Consider the following 17107-nt stretch of genomic DNA (forward strand, 5'->3'; position numbering starts at 1 on the left):
TCAGCCGTCAGAGCAGGGATTTCAACTCGGCGAGCTTGTCGTTGACCAGCCAGCCATAATAATTTTCCTCCGGCAGGCCGCCGCGGGCGGCAAGCGCTGCGGCGCGCTGCGCCGAACCGCCGGTATTGTAAAGGGTCGCGGTGATGCCGGGATTACGGGAAATGTCCATGCCAGCGATCGTCTTGTAGTCGTCGATCGAGCGGCGGATGCTGGCTGCCATATAGGCGAGCGACTTGTCCGGGTCCATGATCGCGTCATAGACCGCGGCCGCCTTGTTCTCGTCGAGCTTCGGATAACCGGAGGTTCTGGCCACCATGTCCGACAGCATCAGCGCCGTCAGCGGATTGACTTGGCCGAGGCCAAAAGTCTGGCCGGCATAGAAGGGCTGGAAGAAGACCGCGCTGAAGCGGTTGTCGGGAAACGAGGTGCCGCCGACCGAACGGCCGCGAAAACTCTTTTCCCAGACGCCTTCGCGGCAGGTCCATAGCTTGTAGGAATCGGCGAAATCGTCGCATTTGCCGAAGTCCGGCCGGTCAAGGAACTGCTGGATGCTCTCGTCGCCATATCCGAAACGGAAACTGTTGCCGGCATAGGCGGCCGCCTTGACGTAATAGGTCTGCAGCCGGTCATAGGCATCGACATTGTAGGTATGCTCGCCGACGATCGCGCCTATCATATGGATCGGATCGATACTGTAATCGGCGGCCGTCGACCTGATCTTGGCGACCAGCTTCCTGTCGGACGCAAGCAAGTCGCGGATCTTCTCGTATTTATCGTCGAAGGTGGTACGGCCGGCCCGGGTGCGGCGCACGGAAGCGCCAGGGATCTTCGGCTGTTCCGCGTGACGGTTTCCCTCGGGTACCATCGTGAGGCCGCCTGCGAACGCGGACGAACCCGCGGACGTTGCGACGACAAGGATCAATGCCAGAAGGATGCGTTTCAAGATTTTGCGTGTCCCAGGACTTCGACTATGCCGATCTCCGGCACCGGATGCTTAAAGCCATTCCAGACCGACTCACTCAAGCGCCGGACATTTCCATGAAAGCGCGCTTCCCTTACGCGAGGCGTAAGGACCGTGTCGAGACGCGGGCGTTCAAAATCCCGTCAGTGCCCGCAAATGAGCAGCCGGACGTTGCCCGGCTGCCACGATTGCCCGCTCAGAGGATGTAGCGGGACAGATCCGTATCGGCAGCGAGATCGCCGACATGCTTCTTGACGTATTCCGCATCGATCGTGATCGCCGTGCCGCCCTGATCCGGCGCATTGAACGAGATTTCGTCGAGCACCCGTTCCATGACGGTCTGCAGCCGGCGGGCGCCGATATTCTCGACCGAGGAGTTGAGGTGTACGGCGACATCCGCCAGCGCGTCGATCGCGTCCTCGGTAAAGTCGAGCGTCAGTTCTTCCGTCTCCATCAGCGCCTTGTACTGGCGGATGAGGCTCGCCTCGGTTTCCGTCAGGATGCGGCGAAAGTCCTCCTTTGTGAGCGGCCTCAGCTCGACGCGGATCGGCAGGCGGCCCTGGAGTTCCGGCAGCAAATCCGACGGCTTGGAGACGTGGAAGGCGCCCGAGGCGATGAAGAGGATGTGATCGGTCTTCACCGGCCCGTATTTGGTCGATACCGTGGTGCCTTCGACCAGCGGCAGCAGGTCGCGCTGCACGCCTTCGCGGGACACACCAGCGCCCATGCCGCCGTCACGGGCGGCGATCTTGTCGATCTCGTCGAGGAAAACGATGCCGTCGTTTTCGACCGAGCGGACGGCCTCGCGCTGGATGACTTCGTTGTCGATCAGCTTATCGGATTCGTCACGGATCAGTTCGCCATAGGATTTCTTGACGGTGGTACGGACCTTCTTGGTGCGGCCGCCCATCGCCTTGCCGAACATTTCCGACAGGTTCAGCACGCCGATATTGGCGCCCGGCATGCCGGGGATCTCGAAACCGGGCATGCCGGAGCCGCTATCGGCAACCTCGATGTCGATTTCCTTGTCATCCATCTCGCCGTTGCGCAGCTTCTTGCGGAAGCTTTCGCGGGTGGCGGGCGATGCGGTCGCGCCAACCAGCGCATCGAGCACGCGTTCCTCGGCGCTCATATGCGCCTTGGCCTGCACGTCTGCGCGCATCTTGTCGCGCACGAGGCCGATGCCGATTTCGACGAGATCGCGGATGATCTGCTCGACGTCGCGGCCGACATAACCGACTTCGGTGAATTTGGTCGCTTCGACCTTGATGAAGGGCGCACCGGCGAGCTTGGCGAGGCGACGGGAGATCTCCGTCTTGCCGACGCCGGTCGGGCCGATCATCAGGATGTTCTTCGGCATCACTTCGTCGCGGAGCGTCTCGTCGAGCTGGTGGCGGCGCCAGCGATTGCGCAGCGCGATCGCCACGGCGCGCTTTGCGTCGTGCTGGCCGATGATGTGCCGATCCAGCTCGGAGACGATTTCCCGGGGTGAAAAGTTACTCATGTCAAATCCGTTCTTCTGGTGCGTCCAGCGCCATGAAATGGGCCGGACCGTAAATGGATGTCCTGGTGTCGACGTAGCGGAAGCCGGCCTTTTCATAGGCGCGGATCGCCTGGATGTTCTCCGGATCCGGATCGATGACGATCCTTTTCGCGCCGTTCTCGAAAAGCTCGCCCACGAGCTGCCGGATGATCGCACTGCCATGGCCGATGCCGACCAGCTCAGGATCGCCGATCGAGATATCGATGCCAAGCGTGCCCTTCGGCTGATCCTGATAGGGATGATCCTCTTCGAGATGCGGATCGTAATACTGGAGATAGGCGATCGGCCTCCCCTCCAGTTCCGCGATCATCGGTCGGGTCTCGATGCTCGTCATCGAATATTCGATGCTTGCCAGTTCCTCGTCGACCCCGCCCCACCATTTCGCGATATGCGGCTCGGCGAGCCACGTCGCCAGAAGAGGAAAATCCTCTGCCGCGACATCACGAAACGAATAGCGGGGCGCGCCGTCAGCCATCGGCGTCCAGCGATTCGATGACCAGGTTGTGGTTGGTGTAGACGCAGATATCGGCGGCGATATCGAGCGCCTTGCGGGCGATCTCTTCGGCCGACTTGTCCGTATCCATCATCGCGCGGGCGGCGGCATAGGCATAGTTGCCGCCGGAACCGATCGCGATGGTTCCGTGTTCCGGTTCGAGCACATCGCCATTGCCGGTGATCGCCAGCGTCGTCGACTTGTCGGCGACCAGCATCATCGCTTCGAGATTGCGCAGGTATTTGTCAGTACGCCAGTCCTTGGCGAGCTCGACGGCCGCGCGCATCAGCTGGCCCGGATATTGCTCGAGCTTCTTTTCAAGCCGGTCGAGCAGCGTGAACGCGTCGGCGGTGGCACCAGCGAAACCGGCGATCACTTCGCCCTTGCCGATGCGCCGCACCTTGCGGGCATTGCCCTTCATCACGGTCTGGCCGAGGCTCACCTGGCCGTCGCCTGCCATGATGACTTTGCCGCCCTTCCTCACAGTAATAATCGTTGTCATTCGGCACCTGTTGGCCCGTTCCACGGGCATTGGTCTAAGGGTATTTCGGCCCCATTGAGCATTTATGTAAGTCGGTCCAGGGCGAATGCAATCTCATGACGCGATACCGCAGCGACACCCCTGCTTTTGCTGGATATTTGATGTCGTGCCTGATAAGGAGCGCTGATCGACCGCATGGAGCAGACCCAGATGGGTGAGACCACAACCGCACGCGTGGGCAACATCGTCCGCAAGACCAACGAAACTTCCGTTTCCGTTTCCGTCAATCTCGACGGCACCGGCGCGGCGAAGATTTCCACGGGCGTCGGCTTCTTCGACCATATGCTGGACCAGCTCTCGCGACATTCACTGATCGACATGGATATCGAGGTCACGGGCGACCTGCATATCGACGACCACCACACCGTGGAAGACACCGGTATCGCGATCGGCCAGGCAATCTCCAAGGCGCTCGGCGACCGGCGCGGCATCACCCGCTACGCCTCGCTCGACCTTGCCATGGACGAGACGATGACCAAGGCGGCCATCGACGTGTCCGGCCGGCCGTTCCTGGTCTGGAACGTCGCGTTCAGCGCGCCGAAGATCGGCACGTTCGATACGGAACTGGTGCGGGAATTTTTTCAGGCACTGGCCCAGAACGCCGGCATCACGCTGCATGTGCTGAACCATTACGGCGCCAACAACCACCATATCGCCGAGACCTGCTTCAAAGCCGTGGCGCGGACACTTCGCGCCGCCATTGAAATCGACCCGCGGCAGGCCAATCGCGTTCCCTCCACGAAGGGAATGCTGGTCTGACTGCTTGAGGAGACGATCCTTGAGAAGCTACCTCGTTCTGACACCGCCCAATGACCTGCGAAGCCGATCCGACAGGGATCACCAGTCGACCCTCGTTCTGCGGGACGGGTTTTCCTGGCTTGCGCTGTTGTTTCCGTGGATCTGGCTTTTCTGGCACGGGCTATGGATCGTCGGCTTCGTCATTCTGTTCGCCCAGCTTGGCAGCGTCGTCCTGATGCAAGTCCCGGGCTTCTGGACCGCCGGGCTGCTGTTCGGCGTCGCCATCAGCCTGCTCATCGCGCTCGAAGGCCGACATTATCGCTCCGAAGCCCTGATCCGTCGCGGCTGGACACTGGAAATGGTAATCTCCGCTCACGATCTGCGCACCGCCGAGGAGATCTATTTCTCCGGCCTGCCGCAGCCTGAACAACAACCGATGCCGGTCTCGGCCGAGTGGGCAAAGCAGGCAAAACCGCCCGCCGCCGGATGGCAGGCCCCTCACATGGGCCTTTTCGAACATGGAGGACGCTGATGCGCGTCGCAATCATCGACTACGGGTCCGGCAATCTGCGTTCCGCGACCAAGGCCTTTGAACGGGCCGCCCGGGAAGCCGGCATCAACGCCGTGATCGACCTCACCGACAAGGCCGAAGCGGTGGCGACCGCCGACCGCATCGTGCTGCCGGGCGTCGGCGCCTATGCGGATTGCCGCGCCGGCCTCGATACCGTGCCGGGCATGCGGGAAGCCATCCTCGATGTCGTCGAACACAAGGGCCGTCCTTTCCTCGGTATCTGCGTCGGCATGCAGCTGATGTCGTCGCGGGGGCTTGAAAAGACCATCACGCCGGGCTTCGGCTGGATCGAGGGCGACGTCGTCGAAATGACGCCGCACGATCCCCATCTGAAGATCCCGCAGATCGGCTGGAACACGCTCGATATCCATCATCCTCACCCGCTGTTCGACGGCATTCCGACCGGACCGGACGGGCTGCACGCCTATTTCGTGCATTCCTATCATCTAGCGGCAAAGCACCGGAGCGACGTGATCGCGACCACCGAATACGGCGGGCCGATGACCGCGTTCGTCGGTCGCGACAACGTGGCCGGCTCCCAGTTTCATCCTGAGAAAAGCCAGACATTGGGTCTTGCCCTCATCTCCAATTTCCTGCGCTGGAAGCCCTGAGCTCGCGCAAACCACCAAGGACCGAAGACATGATCCTCTTTCCTGCAATCGACCTGAAGGACGGTCAGTGCGTGCGCCTCAAGCTCGGCGACATGGACCAGGCCACCGTCTACAACCCCGACCCGGCAGCCCAGGCAAAAGCCTTCGAGGACCAGGGTTTCGAATGGCTGCACGTGGTCGATCTCAACGGTGCCTTTGCGGGTGAAAGCGTCAACGGCGCTGCCGTCGATGCGATCCTGAAGGCCACGAAGAACCCGGTGCAGCTCGGCGGCGGCATCCGCACGCTCGATCATATCGAAAACTGGCTGGCGCGCGGGCTGACCCGTGTCATCCTCGGTACGGTCGCGGTGCGCGATCCGGCTCTGGTCATCGAGGCCTGCAGACAGTTTCCCGGCAAGGTCGCCGTGGGCATCGACGCCAAGGGCGGCAAAGTCGCGGTCGAGGGCTGGGCGGAAGCGTCCGAACTCGGCGTCATCGAGCTGGCAAAGAAATTCGAAGGCGCCGGCGTTTCGGCGATCATCTATACCGACATCGACCGCGACGGCATTCTCGCCGGCATCAACTGGGCGTCGACGCTGGAACTCGCCAATGCCGTCTCCATTCCGGTCATCGCATCTGGCGGGCTTGCTTCGCTTGACGATATCAGCCGCATGCTGGAGCCGGATGCCGCCCGGCTCGAAGGCGCAATCTCCGGCCGTGCGCTTTATGACGGCCGCATCGATCCCCAGGAAGCGCTCGCATTGATCCGCTCCAGACAAGGACGTGCCGCATGACCCTCAAAGCCCGTGTCATCCCCTGCCTGGACGTGAAGGACGGCCGCGTCGTCAAGGGCGTCAACTTCGTCGATCTCATCGATGCCGGCGATCCGGTCGAGGCGGCCAGGGCCTATGACGCCGCCGGCGCCGACGAGCTCTGCTTCCTCGACATCACGGCCTCCTCCGACAATCGCGAGACAATCTTCGATGTCGTCGCCCGCACGGCTGAACATTGCTTCATGCCGCTCACCGTCGGCGGCGGGGTGCGTACCATCGCGGATATCCGCAAGCTGCTGCTGGCCGGTGCCGACAAGGTGGCGATCAACTCGGCGGCGGTCGCCAATCCGGATTTCGTGGCTGAGGCCGCCGATAAATTCGGCAACCAGTGCATCGTCGTGTCGATCGACGCCAAGCGGCGGCGCAGCCAGGCGGTCGGTGGCGACAATCTGAGCGCCTGGGAGATCTACACGCATGGCGGCCGCAACGCGACCGGCATCGATGCGGTCGACTTCGCCATCAGGATGGTCGAGCGGGGTGCAGGCGAACTGCTCGTCACCTCCATGGACAAGGACGGCACCAAGAGCGGCTACGACCTGGAGCTGACGCGCATGATTGCCGACAGCGTCCGCGCGCCCGTTATCGCGTCGGGCGGCGTCGGAAATCTCGACGACATGGTCGCCGGCATCAAGCAAGGCCATGCGACGGCGGTGCTTGCCGCGTCGATTTTCCACTTCGGGACCTATACGGTCGGTGAGGCGAAGCATTATATGGCAGAGCACGGCATCGCCATGCGGCTCGATTGAGCGGTTGGGAAGACTGTTATGAGTGAATTTTCCCTGATTGACCTTGAACGGATCGTCGCCGAGCGGGCCAAGGCTTCACCCGAGGAATCCTGGACGGCGAAGCTTGTCGCCTCCGGCCAGGAGAAAGCCGCAAAGAAGCTCGGCGAAGAAGCCGTTGAAACGGTCATCGCCGCGATCAGCCAAGATCGCAAAAATCTGACCGCTGAGAGCGCCGATCTCCTCTATCATCTTTTGGTCGTCTTGAATATTGCGGCGGTACCGTTGCAGGATGTGCTCGACGAACTCCAGCGAAGGACCGGCCAGTCCGGCCTTCAAGAAAAGGCAAGCCGGCCGACATCATGAGCATTGCTTCCCAGCCCGCCGAGACGCCTCTATCCGAAACCGGCCCGAACACCGAATATTACTCGCCTTATCACCGCTTCACTGCTGAAGAATGGGCGAAGTTCCGTGCCGACACGCCCCTGACGCTCACCGCCGACGAGGTCCAGAGGCTGCGCTCGCTGGACGACCCGATCGATCTCGACGAGGTCCGGCGCATCTATCTTTCGCTGTCGCGTCTTCTGTCGACGCATGTGGAGGCCACACAACGCCTCTTCCAGCAGCGCAACCGGTTCCTGAGCCTTTCCGACATCACCAAGACGCCCTTCATCATCGGCATTGCCGGGTCGGTGGCGGTCGGCAAGTCGACCACCGCCCGTATCCTGAAGGAACTGCTCGCCCGCTGGCCCTCGAGCCCGAAAGTGGATCTCATCACCACAGACGGTTTTCTCTACCCCAATGCCGTGCTGAGCCGCGAAAACCTGATGGAGCGCAAGGGGTTTCCGGAAAGCTACGACATCGGCACCATTCTGCGGTTCCTGTCGGCGATCAAGGCCGGCGAGCCGAACGTCAAGGCGCCGCGTTATTCGCATCTCACCTATGACGTCCTGCCGGACGAATACACGCTGGTCGACCGGCCGGACATCCTGATCTTCGAAGGCATCAACGTCCTCCAGTCACGGGCGCTGCCGGCCGACGGCAAAATCGTGCCGATCGTTTCCGACTTCTTCGACTTCTCGATCTATATCGACGCCGATGAAGAGCAGATCCACAACTGGTACGTCCAGCGCTTCATGAAGCTGCGCCAGACCGCCTTCCGTGACCCGACCTCCTTCTTCAAGAAATATGCCGCGATCGACGCGGATGCAGCCCGTGCCGTCGCCGAGGGGCTCTGGGAAAACATCAATCTCAAGAACCTGCGGCAGAACATCGTGCCGACCAGGCCGCGCGCCGATCTCATCCTGCGCAAGGGCCGCAATCACCTGGTGGAAACGGTCGAACTGCGCAAACTGTAGGCTATCGATCGCCGGCTATTGAATCAAATCGTCAGCTATTCACGCGGCGGAGCGTCAGATTGATGCGTCCGCCGTTTTTCAGCAGCGTCGATGTGCCCGGATAAATGCGATCGACGCCGTGGAACGCGAGACGCCCCTCTCCGCCGAGGACCACGACATCGCCGCTCGCCAGCCGGAAGGAACCGGTCGGGTCCTTGCGATTCAGGCCGCCGACCCGGAACAGGCAGCTATTGCCGAGCGAGATGGACAGAACCGGGGCGGAAAGATCGTTCTCGTCCTTGTCCTGATGCAGGCCCATCCTGGCATCGTCGGCATAGAAGTTGATCAGGCAGGCCTCCGGCGGCTTCGGATACTCGCCGAGCTTTTCCCAGAGATCGAGCAGCTCCTTCGGCATCGCAGGCCAAGGCTTTTTCGTCACAGGATGGAAAGGCTGGTAGCGATACCCCTGATCCTTGTCCGTCACCCAGCCGAGCGGGCCGCAATTGGTCATGCGCACCGACATCGGTTTTCCGGTGCCCGGCATTTCCGGCGTGTAGAGCGGCGCCTCGGCCACGACGCCGCGAATCAGCTCGACCAGGCGCTCCTGAGCCGGTCGATCCAGATAGTCCGGAAGGTGCCTGATACCGTTTGCAAGCGTCGCCAAATCGATCTCCGCGCCCAGTTCCCGTTCCTAGTCGCCACTTGGCCGGCCACGCATTTTCTTGACATCCGAACGGCCGGATTTCTCCTTCAGCCGGCGTTCGACCGAACCCTTTGTGGGCTTGGTTTTCTTGCGCGGCGGCGGCGGCGGTTCGGCGGCCTTGAGGATCAGCTCCTTCAGCCGCTCCCGTGCGTCTTCCCGATTGCGTTCCTGGCTGCGGAACCGGTTCGCCTCTATCATCAGCACACCATCCTTCGACACCCGTTTTCCGGCGAGCTTGATGGCGTTTTCCTTCACCCGCTCCGGCAGGGACGGGGTGTTGACGATGTCGTAGAAAAGCTGGACGGCCGTCGAGACCTTGTTGACGTTCTGGCCACCCGGCCCGCCCGCCAGCACGAACTGTTCCGTCAGCTCCCACCCGGCGATGGTGATGCGGTTGTTGATGACGAGGGGATTGCTGGCCATGGTCTCCGGTCTTTGTCCTTGGGCGCATGCCGTTACCCCGAAACCGGCACCCACTTTCGGGCGACATGCAGCAGGCCGCATCTTTTCCACAAAGCCGGCAAAAAGAAAACCGCCGACCAGGGTGTTATCCCGGGCCGGCAGTTTCACGTGAATCCTTCAAAGATTACTCGGCGGCGGCGAGCATGACCGGAGCGGCGCTTCTCACCTTGCTGTCGACGTGGTCTTCATACTGCCCGAAGTTCTGGATGAACATCGAGACGAGCTTTTTGGCATAGGCGTCGAACGCGGCGCCGTCCGCCCAGGTCGAGCGCGGGTCGAGGATCGCATTGTCGACGCCTTCAACAGCGACCGGCACCGCGAAACCGAAATTCGGGTCGGTACGGAACTCGACATTCTTGAGGCTGCCATCGAGCGCGGCGCTCAGGAGCGCCCGGGTCGCCTTGATCGGCATACGGCGGCCGACGCCGTAGGCGCCACCGGTCCAGCCCGTGTTGACGAGCCAGCAATCGACCCCGTGGCGGGCGATCAGCTCCTTGAGCAGGTTGCCGTATTCGGCCGGATGGCGCGGCATGAACGGGCCGCCGAAGCAGGTCGAGAACGTCGCTTCCGGCTCGGTGACGCCCTTTTCCGTGCCGGCGACCTTGGCGGTGTAGCCGGAGAGGAAGTGGTACATCGCCTGTTCCGGCGTCAGCTTGGCGATCGGCGGCATGACGCCGAAAGCATCGGCGGTCAGCATGATGATCGACTTCGGCTGCGGCGCCATGCCGGTCTTCGATGCATTCGGAATGAAATGCAGCGGATAGGCGCTACGGGTGTTCTCGGTCAGCGAATCGTCGTTAAAGTCCGGAACCCGGTTCTGGTCGAGCACGACGTTTTCGATCACCGTGCCGAAACGGCGGGTGGCGGCATAGATTTCGGGTTCCGCTTCGGCCGAGAGGTTGATGGCCTTGGCATAGCAGCCGCCCTCGAAATTGAAGACGCCGTTTTTGCCCCAGCCATGCTCGTCGTCGCCGATGAGCGTGCGGTTCGGATCGGCCGACAGCGTGGTCTTGCCGGTGCCGGACAGGCCGAAGAACAATGCGGTATCGCCGTTGGGGCCGACATTGGCCGAGCAGTGCATCGGCATCACGCCCTCTTCCGGCAGGAAGTAGTTGAGCACGGAGAAGACCGACTTCTTGTTCTCGCCGGCATAGGACGTGCCGCCGACCAGGATGAGGCCGTTGGTGAAATCGCAGGCGATCACCGTTTCCGTGCGGCAGCCGTGGCGGGCGGGATCCGCCTTGAAGCTCGGCAGGTTGATGATCGTCAGCTTCTCTTCGAAACTTTCGAGCGTGGCGCGATCCGGGCGGATCAGCAGATTGCGGATGAAGAGAGCATGCCAGGCGAACTCGCTGACGACGCGGGTCGGGAGGGCATATTCGGCATCGGCGCCGCCGACCAGGTCCTGGACGAACAGCGTCTTGCCGGCCGCATGGGCGAGCATGTCCTTCTTGAGGGCTTCGAAGTGTTCGGGCTTCATGGGCTTGTTGTCGGCGCCCCACCAGACACGGTTCTCGGTGCCGGCATCGCGGACGATGAACTTGTCCTTCGGGGAGCGGCCGGTGTGCTGGCCGGTGACGGCGCGGAGCGCGCCGTCGATCGTCAGATCGGCTTCACCGCGGCGGATCGCTTCTTCGTAGAGTTCAACCTCGGACGAATTGTAATAGACACGCGATACATCGCCGAGGCCGATCGCCGCTAAACCCTTGGACGGGTTGTGAAGTCCAAACTCCTCCATGCACGCACTCCTTCAGCTTGCCGTGGGAACTCCCGCAAAATTAATGACAGATTTCTAAAAGGGCAAGAGGCGGCTCGAAAATTCTTTAATAATATCAAATATTTAATCGATTTAAAAAATTTTATTCCTCTTTAAATCGGTTAAATAACTGTTTCAATCCGCATCCGCCCTATCTTAAACTTCATTGCCAAAACGCACGATCATCGGCGGCCTCTTTATCTTTGCCACAATTTGTTCCACCTTTATACTCAAGAAGCGCGTCGGCTTATGTCGCCTGGCTGGGGTGAATTCCAGGAGATGCGCTTAGATGATGACGGAGATGGAGAGCATGCAGACAATCGCGCTCGTAGACGACGACCGCAATATCCTGACGTCGGTATCGATTGCACTCGAGGCGGAAGGATACAAGGTCGAAACCTATACGGATGGCGCTTCCGCGCTCGACGGGCTGATCGCCCGCCCTCCGCAGCTGGCGATCTTCGATATCAAGATGCCGCGCATGGACGGGATGGAGCTTCTGCGCCGCCTGCGGCAGAAGTCCGACCTGCCGGTGATCTTCCTCACCTCCAAGGATGAAGAAATCGACGAGCTGTTCGGGCTGAAGATGGGCGCCGACGACTTCATCACCAAGCCGTTCTCGCAGCGTCTGCTGGTGGAGCGCGTCAAGGCGATCCTGCGACGCGCCGGCAGCCGCGAGGCGCAGGCCGCCGGCGGTGTCGGGGTCAAGACGGCTACCGATCAGCAGGCGGCCCGCACGCTCGAACGCGGCCAGCTTGCCATGGACCAGGAGCGACACACCTGCACCTGGAAGGGCGAGCCGGTGACGCTGACGGTGACCGAGTTCCTGATCCTGCATTCTCTGGCCCAGCGGCCGGGCGTCGTCAAAAGCCGCGATGCGCTGATGGATGCCGCCTATGACGAGCAGGTCTATGTGGACGACCGCACCATCGACAGCCATATCAAGCGGCTGCGCAAGAAGTTCAAGATGGTCGACAACGACTTTGATATGATCGAAACGCTTTACGGCGTGGGTTATCGATTCCGCGAGGCGGCTTGACCCTTGCGAAAGGTTAACTTGAGGCCGCGGCCGGACCAGCGCTAAGCTGGCCCGGTGGAAGGACTGCAGTGGCAGATCAAACGTTCGACAGCGATATTGCCCGAATGGAGAAGGCCGGGACACGCCGCGCGCCGCGGCGGTTCTGGTCGCGCCCTTTCACGCTCATTCGACGGGTGTTCGGCCACGCGGTCTTCTCGAGCCTTACCCGCCGCATCCTGTTCTTCAATATCGCCGCGACGGTCGTGCTGGTCGCCGGCATTCTCTACCTCAACCAGTTCCGCGAGGGGCTGATCGACGCCCGCGTCGAGAGCCTGCTGACGCAGGGCGAGATCATCGCCGGGGCGATTTCCGCCTCGGCTTCGGTCGATACCAACTCGATCACCATCGACCCCCAGAAACTCCTCGAACTGCAGGCCGGCCAGAGCATCACGCCGGTGCCGAACGACGAGGACCTCGATTTCCCGATCGATCCCGAACGCATCGCCCCGGTTCTGAGGCGGCTGATTTCGCCGACCCGCACCCGTGCCCGGATTTTCGATGCCGACGCCAACCTGCTGCTCGATTCTCGGCATCTCTATTCGCGCGGGCAGGTGCTGCGCTTCGACCTGCCGCCGGTGGAAAACGAATCACAGACCTGGAGCGACTGGTTTGCGGGCCTCATCAACCGCCTGCTACAGCCGGGCAACCTGCCGGTCTACAAGGAAGCGCCGGGCGGCGACGGTTCGATCTATCCGGAGGTGATGAATGCGCTGACCGGCGTGCGGGGTGCGCTCGTACGGGTTACCGACCGCGGTGAGCTGATCGTTTCCGTCGCTGTGCCCGTCCAGCGTTTTCGCGCCGTGCTCGGCGTGCTTCTCCTGTCGACCCAGGCCGGCGACATCGACAAGATCGTGCATGCGGAGCGGCTGGCGATCATGCGCGTCTTCGGCGTCGCGACGCTGGTCAATATCCTGCTCTCGCTGCTGCTCTCCTCGACCATCGCCAATCCGCTGCGGCGACTGGCGGCGGCGGCAATCCGCGTGCGGCGCGGCGCCAAGCAGCGCGAGGAAATTCCGGACTTCTCCTATCGCCAGGACGAAATCGGCAATCTTTCGATCGCGCTTCGCGAAATGACCAACGCGCTCTACGACCGCATCGATGCGATCGAAAGTTTCGCGGCGGATGTCAGCCACGAACTCAAGAACCCGCTGACCTCGCTTCGCAGCGCCGTCGAGACCCTGCCGCTGGCGAAATCCGAGGAGTCGAAACAGCGCCTGACGGAAATCATCTTCCACGATGTGCGCCGTCTCGACCGCCTGATCAGTGACATTTCCGATGCCTCGCGGCTGGATGCCGAGCTCGCCCGGGAGGATTCGACGCCCGTCGACATGGAAAACCTGCTCGGCAATCTCGTTGATATTTCCCGGCAGATCCGCAGCGGCCGCAAGCCGGTGGAAGTCAGTCTCACGGTGGACAACAAGGCCGGCAACCGGTCGGCCTTCCTGGTCAACGGCCATGATCTTCGCCTCGGCCAGATCATCACTAACCTCATCGAGAACGCCAGATCCTTCGTGCCCGAGAAGGGCGGCCGCATCACCATTCGGCTGTCCCACGCGAAGGACCGCGTGATCGTGACGGTGGAAGACAACGGTCCCGGCATCCAGGCCGAGGATATCAACCGCATCTTCGAACGCTTCTATACGGACCGGCCGGACGGCGAAAGTTTCGGCCAGAATTCCGGCCTCGGCCTGTCCATCAGCCGGCAGATCGCCGAGGCTCATGGCGGCTCACTGAAGGCGGAGAACGTACACGACGCCAAGACGGGTGCTATGACCGGGGCGCGTTTCACGCTGTCGCTGCCGGGCGGCGAAGACCAATGAGCACGACGCCGGTCAATATCCATGCGACCGCAATCGTCATCGGCACCAGGGGCCTCCTCTTCACCGGCCCGTCCGGCAGCGGCAAATCCATGCTTGCCTTCACCTGTATCGCTGCGGCCCGGCGCCAGGGCGCTTTCGCGGCCCTGGTGGCCGACGATCAGGTGCTCGTCTCGCGCCACGGCGACCACATCCTCGCCACCCGGCCGGAACCGATCGCCGGCCTCCTCGAACTGCGCGGCAGCGGCATCGCCCGTCTTGAAAGCCTCCCCGCCGCGGCGCTGGACCTAACGGTCGAAATCATCTCTCTGCCCGAAGATAAAAGGCTTCCGCCGGAAAACGAACGCTTCCGGATCTTCGGTCTCGGCGACCTTCCACTTGTGCGGATATGGCGCGGCGCACCGGACCCTCTGGGCATTCTGGTGGCATTCGCGCCTGATTTTCACGGCGAGATGCCGTTTTGATCATCCTGAAGCCTGATTTTTTGACTTGAACTTCGAGTCTACTTGGAGAAGATGGCATCCCACCGCTGGACCGCCTTATTGCAATGCGATATTGGCGCCGAGTTTCCATAGCAGGGGGCAGTTTTCATGATCGGACTAGTGCTTGTCACCCATGGCAAGCTGGCTGAGGAATTTCGTCATGCGGTGGAGCATGTCGTCGGGCCTCAGAAATTCATCGAAACCGTATCGATCGGTCCCGAGGACGACATGGATCAGCGGCGGCAGGATATCGTCAATGCCGTCACCAATGCCGATGAAGGCCATGGCGTCATCATTCTGACCGACATGTTCGGCGGCACGCCCTCCAATCTTTCCATTTCCGTCATGGAAAGCGGCCGGATCGAAGTCATTGCCGGCATGAATCTACCGATGCTGATCAAGCTTGCCGGCGTGCGCAGCGACAACAACATGGAAAAGGCGCTCGCCGAAGCCTCCGAAGCCGGTCGCAAATACATCAATGTCGCAAGCCGCGTCCTCAGCGGCAAATGAGAACCCAGACCGGATGTCATTGCCCTCTCCCCGTGAATTCCTGATCATCAACAAGCGTGGACTGCATGCGCGCGCCTCGGCCAAGTTCGTGCAGATGGTGGAAAGCTTCGACGCGCGGATCACCGTTTCCAAGGACGGAACAACCGTCGGCGGCACTTCGATCATGGGCCTGATGATGCTTGCCGCCAGCACCGGCTGCACGATCGAAGTCTCAGCCGAAGGCCTTCAGGCCGAGGAAGCGTTGAACGCGCTGGAAGAGCTCGTCGCCAACAAGTTCGGCGAAGAAGCCTGACGCGTCCGCGACTTAGCCTTCCGCTGACATAAACATATAAAGACTTCTTTATATCCCGTTGCCAGCTTGCAGGAAGCCTGCTAAACCGCTGGCCAGTTTCCGCTTGCCCAAAGCGGGTCTTGCCACCTCCGGCGGTACCCCCGCTGGAGAGGGCACCACTGAACATGGAGAGCTTTATGAGCACTGAGAAGGATTATGTCGTCGCGGATATCAATCTTGCCGCCTACGGCCGCAAGGAGCTCGACATCGCAGAAACCGAAATGCCGGGCCTGATGTCGTGCCGCGAAGAATTCGGCACGACGAAGCCGCTGAAGGGCGCCCGTATCTCGGGTTCGCTCCACATGACTATCCAGACGGCCGTTTTGATCGAGACCCTTCGGGAACTCGGCGCGGAAGTCCGCTGGGCGTCCTGCAACATCTTCTCGACCCAGGACCATGCTGCCGCGGCGATCGCCGCCGCCGGCATCCCGGTCTTCGCCGTCAAGGGCGAATCGCTGACCGAGTACTGGGGCTATACCGACAAGATCTTCCAGTGGGCCGATGGCGGCCTCTCCAACATGATCCTCGATGACGGCGGCGACGCCACCATGTACATCCTGCTCGGCGCCCGCGCCGAAGCCGGCGAAGACGTTCTTTCGAACCCGACGTCGGAAGAAGAAGAAATCCTCATCGCGCAGATCAAGAAGCGCCTCAAGGCTTCGCCCGGCTGGTTCACCAGGCAGCGCGACGCGATCAAGGGTGTTACCGAAGAAACCACGACCGGCGTTCACCGCCTCTATGAACTGTCCAAGAAGGGCCTGCTGCCCTTCCCGGCAATCAACGTCAACGACTCGGTCACCAAGTCGAAGTTCGACAACAAATACGGCTGCAAGGAATCGCTGGTCGACGGCATCCGCCGCGGCACCGACGTGATGATGGCCGGCAAGGTTGCCGTCGTCTGCGGTTACGGCGACGTGGGCAAGGGTTCCGCCGCTTCGCTCGCCGGTGCCGGCGCCCGCGTCAAGGTCACCGAAGTCGATCCGATCTGCGCCCTGCAGGCCGCCATGGACGGTTTCGAAGTCGTCGTCCTCGAAGACGTCGTTTCCTCCGCCGACATCTTCATCACCACGACCGGCAACAAGGACGTCATCCGCATCGACCACATGCGCGCGATGAAGGACATGGCGATCGTCGGCAATATCGGCCACTTCGACAACGAGATCCAGGTCGCCGCGCTCAAGAACCTCAAGTGGACCAACGTCAAGCCGCAGGTCGACATGATCGAGTTCCCGAAGGGCAACCGCATCATCCTTCTGTCGGAAGGCCGCCTGCTCAACCTCGGCAACGCCACCGGCCACCCGTCCTTCGTGATGTCAGCTTCGTTCACGAACCAGACGCTGGCCCAGATCGAGCTCTTCACCAAGCAGGGCGAGTACAAGAACGAGGTCTACATCCTGCCGAAGCACCTCGATGAAAAGGTCGCCCGCCTGCATCTCGCCAAGCTCGGCGTGAAGCTGACGGAACTCTCCGACGAGCAGGCCGCCTATATCGGCGTCTCGCAGACGGGTCCGTTCAAGGCCGAACACTACCGCTATTAATCAATAGCCGGTTAATCCACAAGATATGGTAGCCGCAGCCTTGACAAAGGCTGCGGCTTCTTTTTTGGGCGCCGCCCTTCCCGGCGATTCCCTAAGCAAGT

20 protein-coding genes are annotated in these 17107 nt (G+C 61.6%); 13 read left to right on the forward strand and 7 right to left on the reverse strand.

Annotated features, from left to right (window positions below):
* Nucleotides 1-7 precede the first annotated feature (7 nt).
* The 4 genes from ABCW43_RS27100 to hslV form a co-directional block, all read right to left on the reverse strand.
* The gene (locus ABCW43_RS27100; protein WP_345930320.1) at nt 8-943 is read right to left on the reverse strand and encodes a DUF1402 family protein; all 936 of its coding nucleotides are present in this window, start codon (nt 941-943) and stop codon (nt 8-10) included.
* Between the two features lie 214 nt (nt 944-1157).
* Entirely contained in the window at nt 1158-2465 is a 1308-nt protein-coding gene (hslU, locus tag ABCW43_RS27105; protein WP_345930322.1) for an ATP-dependent protease ATPase subunit HslU, read from the reverse strand.
* A 1-nt stretch (nt 2466) separates the two neighbouring features.
* Nucleotides 2467-2979, reverse strand: a complete 513-nt coding sequence (locus ABCW43_RS27110) for a GNAT family N-acetyltransferase (RefSeq protein ID WP_345930324.1) — start codon at nt 2977-2979, stop codon at nt 2467-2469.
* Nucleotides 2972-3499: an ATP-dependent protease subunit HslV gene (hslV, locus tag ABCW43_RS27115; RefSeq protein WP_345930326.1), complete on the reverse strand. Its 528-nt coding sequence runs from the start codon at nt 3497-3499 to the stop codon at nt 2972-2974. The genes ABCW43_RS27110 and hslV overlap by 8 nt, the downstream gene beginning before the upstream one ends.
* Nucleotides 3500-3688: 189 nt before the next feature.
* On the opposite strand from hslV, the gene hisB reads away from it, so the two are divergent.
* The 7 genes from hisB to coaA are packed head-to-tail and all read left to right on the forward strand — an operon-like array spanning nt 3689 to nt 8350.
* Nucleotides 3689-4297, forward strand: coding sequence for an imidazoleglycerol-phosphate dehydratase HisB (hisB, locus tag ABCW43_RS27120; protein ID WP_046607969.1), 609 nt, complete (start codon nt 3689-3691; stop codon nt 4295-4297).
* 19 nt (nt 4298-4316) lie between these two features.
* A complete protein-coding gene (locus ABCW43_RS27125) occupies nt 4317-4808 on the forward strand; it encodes a DUF2628 domain-containing protein (RefSeq protein ID WP_345930330.1) in 492 nt (163 codons plus the stop codon).
* A complete protein-coding gene (gene hisH, locus ABCW43_RS27130; RefSeq protein ID WP_345930331.1) occupies nt 4808-5458 on the forward strand; it encodes an imidazole glycerol phosphate synthase subunit HisH in 651 nt (216 codons plus the stop codon). The genes ABCW43_RS27125 and hisH overlap by 1 nt, the downstream gene beginning before the upstream one ends.
* A gap of 29 nt (nt 5459-5487) precedes the next feature.
* Nucleotides 5488-6231 carry a 1-(5-phosphoribosyl)-5-[(5-phosphoribosylamino)methylideneamino]imidazole-4-carboxamide isomerase gene (gene hisA, locus ABCW43_RS27135; protein ID WP_345930333.1) on the forward strand — a complete coding sequence of 248 codons (744 nt, stop codon included), beginning with the start codon at nt 5488-5490 and terminating at the stop codon, nt 6229-6231.
* Entirely contained in the window at nt 6228-7016 is a 789-nt protein-coding gene (gene hisF, locus ABCW43_RS27140; RefSeq protein ID WP_345930335.1) for an imidazole glycerol phosphate synthase subunit HisF, read from the forward strand. The genes hisA and hisF overlap by 4 nt, the downstream gene beginning before the upstream one ends.
* Before the next feature lie 18 nt (nt 7017-7034).
* Nucleotides 7035-7358, forward strand: a complete 324-nt coding sequence (locus tag ABCW43_RS27145) for a phosphoribosyl-ATP diphosphatase (protein WP_345930337.1) — start codon at nt 7035-7037, stop codon at nt 7356-7358.
* Nucleotides 7355-8350 (forward strand): type I pantothenate kinase, encoded by a 996-nt coding sequence (gene coaA, locus ABCW43_RS27150; RefSeq protein WP_046628670.1) that lies wholly within the window; start codon nt 7355-7357, stop codon nt 8348-8350. The genes ABCW43_RS27145 and coaA overlap by 4 nt, the downstream gene beginning before the upstream one ends.
* A gap of 31 nt (nt 8351-8381) precedes the next feature.
* Here the strand turns inward: coaA and ABCW43_RS27155 are convergent, their stop codons facing one another.
* From ABCW43_RS27155 to ABCW43_RS27165, 3 genes are all read right to left on the reverse strand, one after another.
* On the reverse strand, nt 8382-8993 hold the full coding sequence (locus ABCW43_RS27155) for an alpha-ketoglutarate-dependent dioxygenase AlkB family protein (RefSeq protein WP_345930340.1): 612 nt from the start codon (nt 8991-8993) through the stop codon (nt 8382-8384).
* Between the two features lie 27 nt (nt 8994-9020).
* Nucleotides 9021-9455: an alternative ribosome rescue aminoacyl-tRNA hydrolase ArfB gene (gene arfB, locus ABCW43_RS27160; protein WP_038547443.1), complete on the reverse strand. Its 435-nt coding sequence runs from the start codon at nt 9453-9455 to the stop codon at nt 9021-9023.
* A 163-nt stretch (nt 9456-9618) separates the two neighbouring features.
* The gene (locus tag ABCW43_RS27165) at nt 9619-11232 is read right to left on the reverse strand and encodes a phosphoenolpyruvate carboxykinase (RefSeq protein ID WP_345930344.1); all 1614 of its coding nucleotides are present in this window, start codon (nt 11230-11232) and stop codon (nt 9619-9621) included.
* A gap of 328 nt (nt 11233-11560) precedes the next feature.
* On the opposite strand from ABCW43_RS27165, the gene chvI reads away from it, so the two are divergent.
* From chvI to ahcY, 6 genes are all read left to right on the forward strand, one after another.
* The gene (gene chvI / locus ABCW43_RS27170; protein WP_345930603.1) at nt 11561-12289 is read left to right on the forward strand and encodes a two-component system response regulator ChvI; all 729 of its coding nucleotides are present in this window, start codon (nt 11561-11563) and stop codon (nt 12287-12289) included.
* Nucleotides 12290-12393: 104 nt separating this feature from the next.
* The gene (locus tag ABCW43_RS27175; RefSeq protein WP_345930604.1) at nt 12394-14148 is read left to right on the forward strand and encodes a sensor histidine kinase; all 1755 of its coding nucleotides are present in this window, start codon (nt 12394-12396) and stop codon (nt 14146-14148) included.
* On the forward strand, nt 14145-14609 hold the full coding sequence (locus ABCW43_RS27180; protein ID WP_345930346.1) for an HPr kinase/phosphorylase: 465 nt from the start codon (nt 14145-14147) through the stop codon (nt 14607-14609). Before ABCW43_RS27175 ends, ABCW43_RS27180 begins: the two co-directional genes overlap by 4 nt.
* A 126-nt stretch (nt 14610-14735) precedes the next feature.
* Nucleotides 14736-15137, forward strand: coding sequence for a PTS sugar transporter subunit IIA (locus ABCW43_RS27185; protein ID WP_345930348.1), 402 nt, complete (start codon nt 14736-14738; stop codon nt 15135-15137).
* Nucleotides 15138-15150: 13 nt separating this feature from the next.
* Nucleotides 15151-15429 carry an HPr family phosphocarrier protein gene (locus tag ABCW43_RS27190; protein ID WP_345930350.1) on the forward strand — a complete coding sequence of 93 codons (279 nt, stop codon included), beginning with the start codon at nt 15151-15153 and terminating at the stop codon, nt 15427-15429.
* A gap of 176 nt (nt 15430-15605) precedes the next feature.
* On the forward strand, nt 15606-17006 hold the full coding sequence (gene ahcY / locus ABCW43_RS27195; RefSeq protein ID WP_345930352.1) for an adenosylhomocysteinase: 1401 nt from the start codon (nt 15606-15608) through the stop codon (nt 17004-17006).
* Nucleotides 17007-17107: the final 101 nt, after the last annotated feature.

It is taken from the genome of Neorhizobium tunisiense (genome assembly GCF_039631515.1).
Classification (GTDB): domain Bacteria; phylum Pseudomonadota; class Alphaproteobacteria; order Rhizobiales; family Rhizobiaceae; genus Neorhizobium.

What these genes read in the sequence shown, in the direction of transcription:
- hisH (WP_345930331.1), top strand. Translation starts at nt 4,808, where the DNA reads ATGCGCGTCGCAATCATCGACTACGGGTCCGGCAATCTGCGTTCCGCG.
- coaA (WP_046628670.1), top strand. Translation starts at nt 7,355, where the DNA reads ATGAGCATTGCTTCCCAGCCCGCCGAGACGCCTCTATCCGAAACCGGC.
- hisB (WP_046607969.1), top strand. Translation starts at nt 3,689, where the DNA reads ATGGGTGAGACCACAACCGCACGCGTGGGCAACATCGTCCGCAAGACC.
- ahcY (WP_345930352.1), top strand. Translation starts at nt 15,606, where the DNA reads ATGAGCACTGAGAAGGATTATGTCGTCGCGGATATCAATCTTGCCGCC.
- ABCW43_RS27165 (WP_345930344.1), bottom strand. Translation starts at nt 11,232, where the DNA reads ATGGAGGAGTTTGGACTTCACAACCCGTCCAAGGGTTTAGCGGCGATC.
- hslV (WP_345930326.1), bottom strand. Translation starts at nt 3,499, where the DNA reads ATGACAACGATTATTACTGTGAGGAAGGGCGGCAAAGTCATCATGGCA.
- ABCW43_RS27190 (WP_345930350.1), top strand. Translation starts at nt 15,151, where the DNA reads ATGTCATTGCCCTCTCCCCGTGAATTCCTGATCATCAACAAGCGTGGA.
- hslU (WP_345930322.1), bottom strand. Translation starts at nt 2,465, where the DNA reads ATGAGTAACTTTTCACCCCGGGAAATCGTCTCCGAGCTGGATCGGCAC.
- chvI (WP_345930603.1), top strand. Translation starts at nt 11,561, where the DNA reads ATGCAGACAATCGCGCTCGTAGACGACGACCGCAATATCCTGACGTCG.
- hisA (WP_345930333.1), top strand. Translation starts at nt 5,488, where the DNA reads ATGATCCTCTTTCCTGCAATCGACCTGAAGGACGGTCAGTGCGTGCGC.
- ABCW43_RS27180 (WP_345930346.1), top strand. Translation starts at nt 14,145, where the DNA reads ATGAGCACGACGCCGGTCAATATCCATGCGACCGCAATCGTCATCGGC.
- ABCW43_RS27175 (WP_345930604.1), top strand. Translation starts at nt 12,394, where the DNA reads ATGGAGAAGGCCGGGACACGCCGCGCGCCGCGGCGGTTCTGGTCGCGC.
- hisF (WP_345930335.1), top strand. Translation starts at nt 6,228, where the DNA reads ATGACCCTCAAAGCCCGTGTCATCCCCTGCCTGGACGTGAAGGACGGC.
- ABCW43_RS27185 (WP_345930348.1), top strand. Translation starts at nt 14,736, where the DNA reads ATGATCGGACTAGTGCTTGTCACCCATGGCAAGCTGGCTGAGGAATTT.
- ABCW43_RS27145 (WP_345930337.1), top strand. Translation starts at nt 7,035, where the DNA reads ATGAGTGAATTTTCCCTGATTGACCTTGAACGGATCGTCGCCGAGCGG.
- arfB (WP_038547443.1), bottom strand. Translation starts at nt 9,455, where the DNA reads ATGGCCAGCAATCCCCTCGTCATCAACAACCGCATCACCATCGCCGGG.
- ABCW43_RS27110 (WP_345930324.1), bottom strand. Translation starts at nt 2,979, where the DNA reads ATGGCTGACGGCGCGCCCCGCTATTCGTTTCGTGATGTCGCGGCAGAG.